This is a genomic window from Pseudomonas sp. SDO524_S393 (genome assembly GCF_054071875.1).
In genome coordinates this window covers 38,619-50,768 of the sequence record NZ_JBSVVZ010000049.1, presented here as the reverse complement: position 1 = coordinate 50,768, position 12,150 = coordinate 38,619, and the positions used below count along the sequence as shown (strand labels likewise).

The 12,150-nt window shown below is 64.0% G+C and carries 12 protein-coding genes; 11 read left to right on the top strand and 1 reads right to left on the bottom strand.

Annotation, left to right across the window (positions count from 1 at the left end):
- Nucleotides 1-119 precede the first annotated feature (119 nt).
- Nucleotides 120-1,049 (bottom strand): DMT family transporter, encoded by a 930-nt coding sequence (locus tag ACW9IB_RS20380; protein ID WP_457415181.1) that lies wholly within the window; start codon nucleotides 1,047-1,049, stop codon nucleotides 120-122.
- Between the two features lie 93 nt (nucleotides 1,050-1,142).
- Here ACW9IB_RS20380 and ACW9IB_RS20375 point away from each other — a divergent pair, with 93 nt between their 5' ends.
- The 11 genes from ACW9IB_RS20375 (at nucleotide 1,143) to ACW9IB_RS20325 (ending at nucleotide 12,079) form a co-directional block, all read left to right on the top strand.
- Nucleotides 1,143-1,706 (top strand): helix-turn-helix domain-containing protein, encoded by a 564-nt coding sequence (locus tag ACW9IB_RS20375; protein WP_457366910.1) that lies wholly within the window; start codon nucleotides 1,143-1,145, stop codon nucleotides 1,704-1,706.
- Nucleotides 1,707-1,861: 155 nt separating this feature from the next.
- Complete coding sequence (locus ACW9IB_RS20370; RefSeq protein WP_457366909.1) at nucleotides 1,862-3,058, top strand: SfnB family sulfur acquisition oxidoreductase; 1,197 nt, start codon at nucleotides 1,862-1,864, stop codon at nucleotides 3,056-3,058.
- A 12-nt stretch (nucleotides 3,059-3,070) separates the two neighbouring features.
- Nucleotides 3,071-3,397 carry an acyl-CoA dehydrogenase gene (locus ACW9IB_RS20365; RefSeq protein WP_457415179.1) on the top strand — a complete coding sequence of 109 codons (327 nt, stop codon included), beginning with the start codon at nucleotides 3,071-3,073 and terminating at the stop codon, nucleotides 3,395-3,397.
- Nucleotides 3,397-4,776: an LLM class flavin-dependent oxidoreductase gene (locus ACW9IB_RS20360; RefSeq protein WP_457415176.1), complete on the top strand. Its 1,380-nt coding sequence runs from the start codon at nucleotides 3,397-3,399 to the stop codon at nucleotides 4,774-4,776. The genes ACW9IB_RS20365 and ACW9IB_RS20360 overlap by 1 nt, the downstream gene beginning before the upstream one ends.
- Before the next feature lie 162 nt (nucleotides 4,777-4,938).
- Nucleotides 4,939-5,841, top strand: coding sequence for an AMP-binding protein (locus tag ACW9IB_RS20355; protein WP_457415173.1), 903 nt, complete (start codon nucleotides 4,939-4,941; stop codon nucleotides 5,839-5,841).
- Nucleotides 5,838-6,608 (top strand): ABC transporter ATP-binding protein, encoded by a 771-nt coding sequence (locus tag ACW9IB_RS20350; RefSeq protein WP_457415172.1) that lies wholly within the window; start codon nucleotides 5,838-5,840, stop codon nucleotides 6,606-6,608. Before ACW9IB_RS20355 ends, ACW9IB_RS20350 begins: the two co-directional genes overlap by 4 nt.
- Complete coding sequence (locus ACW9IB_RS20345) at nucleotides 6,608-7,489, top strand: branched-chain amino acid ABC transporter permease (protein ID WP_457415169.1); 882 nt, start codon at nucleotides 6,608-6,610, stop codon at nucleotides 7,487-7,489. The genes ACW9IB_RS20350 and ACW9IB_RS20345 overlap by 1 nt, the downstream gene beginning before the upstream one ends.
- Before the next feature lie 4 nt (nucleotides 7,490-7,493).
- Nucleotides 7,494-8,543, top strand: a complete 1,050-nt coding sequence (locus ACW9IB_RS20340; RefSeq protein ID WP_457415166.1) for a branched-chain amino acid ABC transporter permease — start codon at nucleotides 7,494-7,496, stop codon at nucleotides 8,541-8,543.
- 17 nt (nucleotides 8,544-8,560) lie between these two features.
- On the top strand, nucleotides 8,561-9,901 hold the full coding sequence (locus ACW9IB_RS20335) for an ABC transporter substrate-binding protein (protein WP_457415163.1): 1,341 nt from the start codon (nucleotides 8,561-8,563) through the stop codon (nucleotides 9,899-9,901).
- 3 nt (nucleotides 9,902-9,904) lie between these two features.
- On the top strand, nucleotides 9,905-10,672 hold the full coding sequence (locus tag ACW9IB_RS20330; RefSeq protein ID WP_457415160.1) for an ABC transporter ATP-binding protein: 768 nt from the start codon (nucleotides 9,905-9,907) through the stop codon (nucleotides 10,670-10,672).
- Nucleotides 10,673-10,684: 12 nt separating this feature from the next.
- Nucleotides 10,685-12,079, top strand: coding sequence for an FAD/NAD(P)-binding protein (locus ACW9IB_RS20325; RefSeq protein ID WP_457415157.1), 1,395 nt, complete (start codon nucleotides 10,685-10,687; stop codon nucleotides 12,077-12,079).
- Nucleotides 12,080-12,150: the final 71 nt, after the last annotated feature.

The window sequence follows — 12,150 nt, the reverse complement described above, 5'->3', positions numbered from 1 at the left end:
GTTGTGGAAGTTGGGGAGTTTCCGGGGTGGGGGGGGGTTGGTTTGGGAGTGCGTTTTGTAGGGGGGGGGGGTGTTGGCTGATCCACTGTTTTCGCGAGCAAGCCCGCTCCCACAAAACCTTAGCCTTGTCGTTCTTGCTCTAACTCCCCTTCCTGCGCCAACGCCTTCTGGCCTCTGGTCTTCAGCTCGCTGACGATCACCGCCGCCACGATCAACGCCGCCCCCAGCATGGCAAGGGGGGTAAACCGTTCTCCGGCGATTCGCCCGATCACGCCGGCCCACACCGGTTCGCCGGCATAGATCAAGGTGGCACGGGTTGGCGAAACGCTCTGCTGCGCCCAGTTCATCGCCACCTGGATGACCGCACTGGTCAGCCCCAGGCCCACGGCGCTGAACACCAGCAACCACGAGAAGTCCGGCAGCGCCTCACCCAACGGCACCACCATCAGGAACGACAGCATTGATGCGGTCGCCAGTTGCACCACGGTTACCCGGCGCACATCCACCTGGCCCGCGAACGCGCTGATCAGGATGATCTCGGCGGCCACCGCGATGGCGCAAATCAGCGTGGCGATTTCACCGGGGCTGAAATTCAGGGACGCGCCGGCGGGACCGGTGAGCAACATCAGGCCGGTAAACGCCAGCATGATGCCGATGGCTGGCATCAGCCCCGGGCGACGACCCAGCACCAACCATTGCAGCAACGGTACGAAGGGCACGTAGAGTGCGGTGATGAACGCCGATTGGCTGCTGGGAATGGTCTGCAAGCCGATGGTCTGCATACCGTAGCCGAACATGATCGAGGTGCCGATGAACGCCCCGGCCTTCAGTTCGAACAGCGTCAGTCCACGCAAAGTGCGTAATGAAAAGAAGCCCACCACAATCGCCGCCGCCGCAAAACGCAGGCCCACGAAAAACATCGGGCCGCTGACAGTCATGGCGTGCTGCACCAGCAAAAAGGTTCCGCCCCAGATCATGGTGATCACCACCAGGATGCATTCGGCTTTGCTGAAACGGTTGAAACGCGGGGAGGCATTCGGGGTGGTCATGGCGGCTCTGGTCTTGCGTGGGAAAGGCACGGACCGCACAATGCGCCGCACGCTGGGCAGTATACTGCGCACCCCCACCCATTGAGCAATATAGTGCACAAAGAAAATCCGCAACGGGCCTCGGTCCTGCAACACGTCAGCCAGAACGTTCGTCGTCTGCGTCACGCCGCCGACTTGAGCCAGACCGCGCTTTCGGAAAAGTCCGGGGTCAGCCGTCGCATGCTGGTGGCCATCGAGGCCGGCGAGAAGAACGTCAGCCTGTCCACCCTCGACCGCGTGGCCGAAGCCCTGGACGTGGCCTTCAGCGACCTGATCCAGGCCCCCGACGCCCCCGACCACAGTCGCATCAACGAACTGGCCTGGGCCGGGGAAACCCCAGGCAGCAAAGCCGTGTTGCTGGCCCGGGCCAAAGCCCGCCGCGAAGTCGAACTGTGGGAGTTGCGCCTGGAGCCGGGCGACCGTTACAGCCCCGATCCCGACCCGGAAGGCTGGAGCATGCAGCTGTTCGTGTTCGAGGGCTGCCTCACGCTGGTCCTGGGCGACGAAGAGAAACGCCTCGAAGCCGGTGAGTTTTTCATGTTCGCCAGCCGCCAGGCGTACGCGTACTGCAACAAGGATGCGGTGGCGGTGCGCTTCGTGCGCAATGTGGTGATCTAACTGTTCGCCCGGCAACAGTGGATGAACATTTTGCCCGCCTGTACGCGCGTCCTGATGCCTTTTTAACGTGGCAACCTGCTGATTTTATTGGCGATTAGATTCAGGCACGACTCCTGCAAACACTCCGGTATCCCATCGGAGCCTGGAGTCGGCCCATGTCAGCCCACCCTCAACACCCTGCCCATATCATCCGCTCGGACGCGGAAGCCATCGAGGTCGCCACGCGCCTGGCCGCCCGATTCGCGGTCGACGCCAGCGTGCGTGACCGCGAGCGCCGCCTGCCGGTGGCCGAGCTCGACGAATTCTCTGCCAGCGGCCTGTGGGGCATCACCATCCCCAAGGCCTACGGTGGCGCCGAGGTGTCCTATGTGACGGTGGCCGAGGTGATCAAACTGATCTCCGCCGCCGACCCGTCCCTGGGGCAAATCCCGCAGAACCACCTGGGTGTGGTCGACATCCTGCTGCAAACCGCCAGCGAGGAACAAAAGCAGCATTACTTTGGCAAGGTCTTGCAGGGCTATCGCTTCGGCAATGCGTTTTCGGAAGCCAAGAGCAAAAACGCCGGCACCTTCGACACCCGGATTCGCTTCCACGGCGACACCGCGCGCATCAACGGCGAGAAGTTCTACTGCACCGGCGCCTTGTTCGCCCACATCGTGCCCACCGTGGGCAATAACGAAAAAGATCAGGCGTTCATCGCCTTTGTCGAACGTGACGCCCACGGCCTGAGCGTGATCGACAGCTGGGACGGCTTCGGCCAGCGCACCACCGCCAGCGGTGGCGTGATTCTCGACGGCGTCACCGTGCCGTTGAGCGCGGTGATCCCGGCCCACCTGGCCTTCGACCAACCCACCGCCAACGGCCCGATCTCGCAGATCATCCAGGCGGCGGTCGACACCGGCATCGCCCTGGGCGCTCTCGAGCAGGCGAAGATCTATGCACGCCAGGCACGGCCCTGGATCGACAGTCAGCAGGATCACGGCTGGCAAGACCCGTTCACCATTGCCGCCATCGGCGACCTTGAATGGCGGGTGCACGGCACCGAAGCCATCCTCGCCAAGGCTGGCCTTGCGGTGGACCGCGCGCTGGCCGAGCCCAGTGAAGACAGCGTGGCCCAGGCCTCGCTGGTGGTTGCCCAGGCCAAGGTGTTGTCGGCGGAAACCGCGTTGCTCGCCAGCAGCAAACTGTTCGAACTGGCCGGCACCCGCTCGGTCACCGGCAAACACAACCTCGACCGTTTCTGGCGCAACGCGCGCACCCACACCCTGCACGACCCGGCTCGCTGGAAATACCACCTGATCGGCAACTACGTGCTCAACGGCGTGAAGCCCGCGCGCCACGCCTGGAACTGAGGAGACCTGTCCATGACTGCCCTGAATCAAGCGCGCCAACTGTTGGAAAGCACGCGTCGCCATGTCGAGAAAAGCGATGACCCGTACGTGATCAGCCGCTTCGGCGATTTGCAGATCCGCGTCGACGTGGCCGCTGCCTTGCTGGAACGCGTCGACACCCACCCCAGCCCCGTCGCCGCTACCGAAGCGCAAATCGCCGCCGCCGAAGCACTGATTGCAGTGAGCAACGCCGAATTCGAATTGACCGGCCAACGCACCGCACTGCCGCCGACCCTCGATGACCCCCTGCGCTGGAAATACCAGGTGGTCGGCAACTATCACCTCAACGGAGTGCTTTGATGTCCCGTGAAATTCGCCTGAATGCCTTCGACATGAACTGCGTCGGCCACCAATCCCCCGGCCTGTGGGCGCACCCCCGTGACCGTTCGTGGCAGTACAAAGATTTGGAGTACTGGACCGAGCTGGCCAGGATCCTTGAGCGCGGCAAGTTCGACGGCCTGTTCATCGCCGACGTGCTGGGCATCTACGACGTGTACAACGGCAATGGCGACGCGGCCATTCGCCAGGCCACCCAGGTGCCGGTCAACGATCCGTTGTCGCTGATCGCACCGATGGCGCTGGTCACCGAGCACCTGGGTTTTGGTCTCACGGCCTCGTTGTCGTTCGAGCATCCGTATCCCTTCGCGCGCCGTCTCTCCACCCTCGATCACCTGACCCAGGGCCGCATCGGCTGGAACATCGTCACCTCCTACCTGGAAAGCGGTGCCAAGAACCTCGGCCAGAAAGCCCAGACCGAACACGACGCGCGCTACGACTACGCCGAAGAATACCTGGAGGTTTGCTACAAACTCTGGGAAGGCAGCTGGGAAGAGGGCGCGGTGCTGCGTGACCGCGAGCGCCGGGTGTTCAGCGACCCGAGCAAAATCCACGAGATTCGCCATGTCGGCAAACACTTCCAGGTGCCCGGCATTCATCTGTGCGAGCCGTCGCCGCAGCGCACACCGGTGCTGTACCAGGCCGGAGCCTCCAGCCGGGGCAAGCAGTTCGCCGCCGAACAGGCCGAGTGCGTGTTCGTCGCCGCGCCGTCCAAGGTGCTGCTCAAAAAGACCGTCGCCGATATCCGCCGGCGTGCCGCCGAGGCCGGGCGCGATCCCAGGAAGATCCTGATCTTCAACCTGCAAACGGTGATCGTCGACGAAACCGACGCCAAGGCCCAGGCCAAGTTCGACGAGTACAAAGGCTACGTCAGTTACGAAGGTGCCATGGCGCTCATCTCCGGCTGGACCGGCATCGACTTCAGCCAATTCCAGCCGGATGAACCGCTCAAGCATGTGCACACCAATGCCATTCAGTCGGCGGTGGAGGCGTTCTCCACGGCGGACCCGAACAAGGTCTGGACGCCCAGGGAGCTGGCCGAATGGGTCGGTATCGGCGGCTTTGGCCCGCTGTTCGTCGGTGGCCCGCAAACCGTGGCGGACCTGTTGCAGGAGTGGGTGGAAGAGACCGATGTGGACGGCTTCAACCTGGCCTATGCACTGACCCACGAAACCTTCATCGATGCCGTCGACTGGCTGGTGCCGGAGTTGCAGAAGCGTGGCGTGTACAAGACCGAATACGCCAAGGGCACGTTGCGCGAGAAGTTGTTTGGTGACGGTGCACGGCTGGGCGAGAACCATCCCGGCGCCAGGTACCGCGACCTCAAGGCCTCCAGCCTCTGACTGAGACAACACGATCTGCGATAGCGGACTACCCGTTGATGCATTTTTGGCTGACCCACCGCAATCGCAGGCAAGCCAGCTCCCACAGTGGATCGGCGACGTTTCAAATCATTCAGCCAGCGGACCACCGCACGCACATCACCCCAATAGGAGAACCTCCCTATGAGCGTGCACGAACTCAAACGGCCGCAGGCACTGGAATGGCCCGCCGAACTGCTCGGTAACCTGCCCAAGGCGTTGGAACAGCTGCACCACTGGGCACAGATCACGCCGTTGCACATCGCCCTGCGCCACAAGCGCCAGGGCCAGTGGCATGCGTGGCGCTGGATCGATGTGCTGCGTGATGTCGAGCGCCTGGCGGACGGCCTGCGTCAGCAGGGTTTCGACACATCATCACGGCTGGCCCTCAGCGGCGCATTCGAGCCGAACCTCTTGCTGCTGGCCCTGGCGGCTCAGTCCATTGGCGGCCAGGTGGTGACCCTGGCCGATGACCTGGAACCCGAACCCTTGCAACACCATCTGTGGCGCATTCGCCCCAGCCATGGCTATACGCACAACCGCCAACAGGTGCGGCATTGGCAATCGGCCAACCTGCTGGATTTTGCCCGCTTGCTGGGCCCGGTGGAGCCGGCGCAGCACCTGCAACGCTGGTGGCAACCCACCGGCGAAACCGCGCTGTGGAGTGAAGAGGGCACCCATTGGCAAGGTGGCCTGGCAGTGGTGCTGGAGCAATGGCTGAACAGCGGCCACGGGTTGGCCTTCCCGGAAAACCCGGCATCGGCGCGGCGTGATCGCAGTGAAATTGCCCCCACCGGCCTGCTGTTGTCCGCCACGCGTCTGCAACACCTGGCCGATGAGATCGAAAGCCGCCTGGCGCCCCACGGTACCTGGCGTCGACGGGTGTGCGACTGGGCCATCGCCCACCCGCAAAGCGGCCTGCGGCGGCTGCTGAAAAACCGCGTGCGCAAGCTGCTGGGGTTCCAGCGTCTGGCCTACATCTGGCAACCCGTCAAATCCACTGCCGAGCCCACGTGGCTGGCGGAGTTCAAACGAGACATCGCATGAGCCAGGCCATTCTTCAGGTGCGGGATATCTCGCTGTCGTTCAAGGGGGTCAAGGCCATCAATGCTTTGTCCTTCGAGGTGTCGCGCGGCGAGATCTGCGCGTTGATCGGGCCGAATGGTGCCGGCAAGAGTTCGTTGCTCAATGTGCTCAACGGCGTGTATCGCTTCGATGCCGGCGAGATCGTCTTCGAGGACCGGCACTTCCACCGCATTGATCCTTTGGGCGCAGCCCGGCGTGGTATTGGGCGCACGTTCCAGAACAACGCGCTGTTCAAGAAGATGAGCGTGCTCGACAACCTGCTCACCGGCCTGTCGCGGCACGCGCACGCCACGTTTATCGAGCAGGCCCTGGGTTTGCCTCGTGCGCGCCGTGAAGCCGAAACCTTCCGTCTGCGAGCACAGAACATCCTTGAGTTTCTTGAACTGCAAGCGCACCGCGACGTGTTGGTGGGCAACCTTTCCTATGGCCTGCAAAAGCGCGTGGAGCTTGGCCGGGCGCTGATCGCCGGGCCCAGCCTGTTGCTGCTGGATGAGCCGATGGCCGGGATGAACGCCGAAGAGAAACAGGAAATGGCGCGCTTCGTCGCCGACGTGAACCGTGATCTGGGCACCACCGTGGTCTTGATCGAACACGACATGGGCGTGGTGATGGGCCTGTCCGACCATGTGGTGGTGCTCGACTACGGGCGCAAGGTCGGCGACGGCACGCCTGCCGAAGTCCAGGCCAACCCCGAGGTGATCGCGGCTTATCTGGGGGCGGTGCACTGATGACCTTCTTCTTCGAAACCCTGCTCGCCGGCCTGCTCGCCGGCACTATGTATTCGCTGGTCGCCATCGGCTTCGTGCTGATCTACAAGGCCAGCGGCGTGTTCAATTTCGCCCAGGGCTCGATGTTGCTGTTCGCCGCACTGACCTTTGTCAGCCTGCATGACCAGGGTGTGCCGTTTGCCCTGGCGTTGCTGCTCACGGTGGTCGTGATGATCGTCGGCGCGGTGCTTATCGAGCGCCTTGTGCTGCGTCCCTTGGTGAATCGCTCGCCCATCACCTTGTTCATGGCCACGCTGGGCCTGTCGTTCATCATCGAAGGCCTGGCCCAGGGCTTGATGGGCTCGCAAGTGCGCGCGCTCGACCTGGGCATCGACGACGTACCGCTGTTTGTCGGCCCGCTGATGCTCAGCCAGTTCGACCTGATCGCCGCCGCCGCTGCGGTGGTGCTGGTGACGGTGCTGGCGCTGCTGTTCAACAAGACCCGCATTGGCGTGTCGCTGCGCGCGGTGGCGGATGACACCACGGCGGCGCTGTCCATCGGCATCAACCTCAACCGCATCTGGCAGATCGTCTGGGCGGTGGCGGGCGTTGTCGGGCTGGTGGCGGGCCTGCTGTGGGGCGCGCGCCAGGGGGTGCAGTTTTCCTTGTCGCTGGTGGTGCTCAAGGCTTTGCCGGTGCTGATCATCGGCGGTTTCACCTCGATTGGCGGGGCGATTGTCGGTGGGCTGATCGTCGGCGCGGCGGAGAACCTGGCCGAGGTGTACATCGGCCCGTTGATCGGTGGCGGCATCACGCCGTGGTTCGCCTACGTCCTGGCCCTGGCCTTCTTGTACATCCGTCCCGCCGGCCTGTTCGGCGAGCGCGCCATCGAGCGAGTCTGAAACCATGTCGATCCCCGTTGTTCAAGAAACCGCGCCGTTGTTGCTGATTCAACGACGCATCCCCTGGGGCCTGACCGGCCTGCTGGCGCTGGCGTTTATCGTGGTGCCGCTGTGGGGCAATGACTATTGGCTGAATGCGATCCTGATCCCGTTCCTGGTGCTGTCGCTGGCCGGGTTGGGCCTGAACCTGCTCACCGGCTACACCGGGCAAACCTCGGTGGGCGCTGCCGGTTTCATGGCTGTCGGTGCGTTTGCCACCTATGGGTTTCTGCTGCGTCTGCCGGAGTTGGGCTTGCCGGTGGCGCTGCTCGGCGGCGGGATCATCAGCGCCCTGGTCGGCCTGCTGTTCGGGCTGCCCAGCTCACGCATCAAGGGCTTTTACCTGATGGTCACCACCCTGGCTGCGCAGTTCTTCCTGGAGTGGCTGTTCGTCAAGTTTCCCTGGTTCTACAACTACGGCTCGTCCGGGACCATCTCGGCGCCCAAGCTGGCGCTGTTCGGTCAAGACCTCAACACGCCGTTGGGGCGCTACCTGCTGACGCTGGTGACGGTGCTGCTGCTCACCTGGACCGCCCTCAACCTGGTGCGCAGCCAGGTGGGGCGCAACTGGATGGCGATCCGCGACATGGACACCGCCGCTGCGGTGGTCGGCATCCCGGTGGCGCGCTACAAGCGCCTGGCGTTTGCCGTCAGCTCGTTCTACTTGGGCATAGCGGGTGCGTTGTGGGCCTTCGCTTACCTGGGCACGGCCAGCGCCGGCAGCTTCGATATCAATCGCTCGTTCCAGATCCTGTTCATCATCATTATCGGCGGCATGGGCAGCATCGCCGGCAACTTCGTCGGCGCGGCCTTTATCAGCCTGCTGCCGATTTTCCTCAGCCACGCCGGGCAGGCGTTGTTCGGCGGTTCGGTGGACGCGGGGCAGTTGCAGAACCTGCAAAAAATCATCTTTGGCGTGTTGATCATCGTGTTCCTGATCAAGGAACCCGAGGGCTTGATTCGCCTGCTGCACAACCTTCGCGACCGGCTGCGTCAGTGGCCTCTACGTTTCTGACTGATAAGAGAACTCCCATGCGTGCATCCTTGAAACGTTCATTGGCCGGCGCTGCTTTCGCGCTGGCCGCTGTTACCGGTGCTGTGCCACAGGCCGTGGCTTCGCCCGATCAGCAATTCATCCCGTTGGCCACCTATCGGGTCGGCGCCTACGCCTCCAGCGGCGTGCAGGTGTGGGCCGGGATGATCGACTACCTGCGCTACGTCAACGAGGTCGAAAGCGGCATCAACGGCGTGAAGCTGGTGTGGCAGGAATGCGAGACCGAATGGACGGCGGAGAAGGGCATCGAGTGCTACGAGCGCTTCAAAAATGGCCTGGACGGCGCGCCCGTGGCGGTGTACCAGCCCAACGGCGCACCAGCGGCGTATGCCCTGAGCGAGCGGGCGGAAGTGGACAAGATCCCGCTGATCACCCTCGGCTATGGCCGCACCGAAGCCACAGACGGCACCGTGTTCCCGTACAACTTCCCGGTGATGCTGACCTTCTACAGCGAAGCCTCGACCCTGGTGAACTACATCGCCCAGCGTGAAGGCGGGTTCGACAAGCTCAAGGGCAAGAAAATCGCCACGGTCTACCACGACTCGGCGTACGGCCGCGAAACCCTTGGCCCGCTCAAGCTGCTCGCCGAGAAATACGGCTTTGAAAATATCCAGATTCCGGTCGCCGATCCCGGCAACGAACAATCCGCGCAATGGCGCCAGGTGCGCCAGGCCAACCCGGACTGGGTGTTCCTGCGCACCTGGGGCGTGTCCACGCCGGTGGCGGTGAAGACCGCCGCGCGCTTCGGCTTCCCGGTGGACCATATCATCGGCGACATCTGGGCCAGTTCCAGCGAGGACGTGCTGCCCGCAGGCGCTGCCGCCAAGGGCTACCTGGCGCTGACGCCGTACCCGGCGGGTGCCGACTTCGAGATCCACAAGCGCCTCAAGCAATTCATCCTCGACAAGGGCCACAGCGACCTCAAGGACCTGAAAAACTTCGGCAGCGTCTACTACAACTCCGGCCTGGTGAACGCTGCCGTGGCGGTGGAAGCGATCCGCACCGCCCAGGGCAAATTCGGCAAGCGCCCGCTCAACGGCGAAGAAGGTCGCTGGGGCCTGGAGCACCTGAATATCGACGATGCGCGCCTCAAAGACATGGGCTACCTGGGCCTTATGCAAAACCTCAAGCTGTCGTGCCGTGACCACGAAGGCGGCGGCTCGGCGCGGGTGCAGCAGTGGGACGGCGCCAACTGGGCCTTGATCAGCGACTGGATCGCCGCCGACCGTGCGCTGTTGCGCCCGTTGATCGATGAAAAATCCGCGGCCTTCGCCAAGGAAAAAGGCCTGACGCCGCGCACCTGCACCGGGGATGAATAACCCATGAACCCGCCCGCCGCCGAATCGGCCAGCCAAGCGCTGTTGACGGTCAATGACATCGAAGTGATCTACGACGGGGCGATCCTCGCGGTGGCGGGGGTGTCGCTGGACGTGCCCAAAGGCGCCATCGTCGCCTTGCTCGGTGCCAATGGCGCCGGCAAAAGCACCACGCTCAAAGCCATCTCCGGGCTGGTACGCGCCGAACGCGCCGAGGTCAGCCGGGGCGCGATCGCATACGCAGGCCGGGACCTGGCCGGCATCGACCCCAGCCAGCGTGTGCGTCAGGGCATGGTGCACGTGCTGGAAGGCCGCCACGTGTTCGGCCAGTTGAGCGTGGAAGATAACCTGCGCAGCGGCGGCTTTGTACGGCGCCTGAGCCGCAAGGCATTGGAGCATGACCTGGAGCGCGTGTATGCCTGGTTCCCCCGGCTCAAGACCAAACGCCACACCCGCGCCGGGCTCACCTCCGGCGGCGAGCAACAGATGGTCGCTATCGGCCGGGCGTTGATGACCCGTCCTGAACTGGTACTGCTCGATGAGCCGTCCATGGGGTTGGCGCCGATGATCGTGCAGGAAATTTTCGAGATCATCGCGCAGCTCAACCGCGAGCAACAGGTGAGCTTCCTGATCGCCGAGCAGAACATCAACGTCGCGCTCAACTATGCGTCCCGGGGCTATGTGCTGGATACTGGGCGGGTGGTCCTGAGTGGCAGCGCTGCCGACTTGCGGGCGCGGGGCGATTTGCATGACATTTATCTGGGTAAACAGTAAGGGCGAATCTGCATGACTGAATCCATCCGCAACGCCGATGTCCTGATCATCGGCGGCGGTCTAAGCGGCACCCTGCTGGCGGTGCAATTGCTGCGCTTGCCCGGTCAACGGCGCATCCTGGTGATCGAGCCGCGCGCCGAACTCGGCCGGGGCGAGGCCTACAGCGCCGTCGAGTTGGGCCACACCCTGAACGGCAACGCGGCGCGCATGAGCGTCGACCCGGACAATCCCGACGACCTGACCCAATGGCTCACTGACTACATCGGCAACGGCGGCTGGCCTGAGTCGCGACAGCAGCACGTGCCGATCAGCGAGCTGTTCCCACCGCGCGGGCTCTTCGGGGTGTACGCGCAGCAACGGTTGGCCGAGGCTCAAGCCGCGTCGATATCCACGGTCGAGCATGTGCGTGCCGAAGGGGTCGACCTGCAGGTCGATGAGCATTCCATACGGCTCACCCTCGATAACGGCCAACAACTGCGTGGCGCGCGGGCGGTGCTGGCCACCGGCATGTTCCCGGCGGCCCGTACGCCGCAAACCGAGTCCAGCGGCCTCAACGCAGCCGCGGTGGACCCTTGGGACGTGCAGGCCATGACCTCAATCGATCCGCAGGCGCCGGTGCTGATCATCGGGTCCGGGCTGACCATGGTGGACGCCGTGGTGTCCCTGGAGCAGGCCGGCCATCGCGGGCCCATCGAGGTGTTTTCGCGCCATGGCCTGTTGCCCCATGTGCGCCGACAACCGCCGAGCTGGGTGGATTTCCTGGCCGAGGACCACCGCCTGCGCAGCCCCCGGCAATTGCTGCGCGCGCTGCGTGAACAGTGCCGTCTTGCCCAGGCGCAGGGTATCGATTGGCAAGCGCCGCTGGACACGGTGCGTGCCCATATCGGCCGGTTGTGGAGCCAGGCCAGTGACCGCGAGAAACGCCAGTTCGTGCGTCATGTGCGGCCCTGGTGGGAAAGCCACCACCACCGCTCACCGCCGTTGAGCGCGCAGTTGGTGGCGAAGCTGCATGCCGCCGGGCGTTTGCGGATCTGCGCGGCTTCGTACAAAGGGGTGGAGCCGTCGAGCGAGGGCGTGACGATCCGTTTGCGTTACCGGGGCGAGCAAGCCGTGACTCAAGTGTCCGGGGCGGCGCTGATCAATTCCAGCGGCATCGAATACGACTGGCGCCGCGTGGCCCGGCCCCTGCCGCGACAGCTGCTCAAACGCGGGCTGATCCAGCCCGGGCCGTTGGCGCTGGGGATTGCAGCGGATGCGACAGGCGCGGTACTCGATGCCCAGGGCCAGGTCAGCCAGCGGCTGTTCGCCATGGGCCCGCCGTTGCGGGGCATGTGGTGGGAAAGCACGGCGGTGACCGATGTGGCGCTGCAAGCCAAGGCGCTGGCCGTCCGGCTGACACAACTCTAACTGTGGGAGCGGGCTTGCTCGCGAATACGGTGCGTCAGTGATGGATGTGTTGACTGACACACTGCATTCGC

Coding starts and splice junctions, on each gene's coding strand:
- ACW9IB_RS20380 (WP_457415181.1), bottom strand. CDS start 1,049: ATGACCACCCCGAATGCCTCCCCGCGTTTCAACCGTTTCAGCAAAGCC.
- ACW9IB_RS20370 (WP_457366909.1), top strand. CDS start 1,862: ATGTCAGCCCACCCTCAACACCCTGCCCATATCATCCGCTCGGACGCG.
- ACW9IB_RS20365 (WP_457415179.1), top strand. CDS start 3,071: ATGACTGCCCTGAATCAAGCGCGCCAACTGTTGGAAAGCACGCGTCGC.
- ACW9IB_RS20360 (WP_457415176.1), top strand. CDS start 3,397: ATGTCCCGTGAAATTCGCCTGAATGCCTTCGACATGAACTGCGTCGGC.
- ACW9IB_RS20355 (WP_457415173.1), top strand. CDS start 4,939: ATGAGCGTGCACGAACTCAAACGGCCGCAGGCACTGGAATGGCCCGCC.
- ACW9IB_RS20350 (WP_457415172.1), top strand. CDS start 5,838: ATGAGCCAGGCCATTCTTCAGGTGCGGGATATCTCGCTGTCGTTCAAG.
- ACW9IB_RS20345 (WP_457415169.1), top strand. CDS start 6,608: ATGACCTTCTTCTTCGAAACCCTGCTCGCCGGCCTGCTCGCCGGCACT.
- ACW9IB_RS20340 (WP_457415166.1), top strand. CDS start 7,494: ATGTCGATCCCCGTTGTTCAAGAAACCGCGCCGTTGTTGCTGATTCAA.
- ACW9IB_RS20335 (WP_457415163.1), top strand. CDS start 8,561: ATGCGTGCATCCTTGAAACGTTCATTGGCCGGCGCTGCTTTCGCGCTG.
- ACW9IB_RS20330 (WP_457415160.1), top strand. CDS start 9,905: ATGAACCCGCCCGCCGCCGAATCGGCCAGCCAAGCGCTGTTGACGGTC.
- ACW9IB_RS20325 (WP_457415157.1), top strand. CDS start 10,685: ATGACTGAATCCATCCGCAACGCCGATGTCCTGATCATCGGCGGCGGT.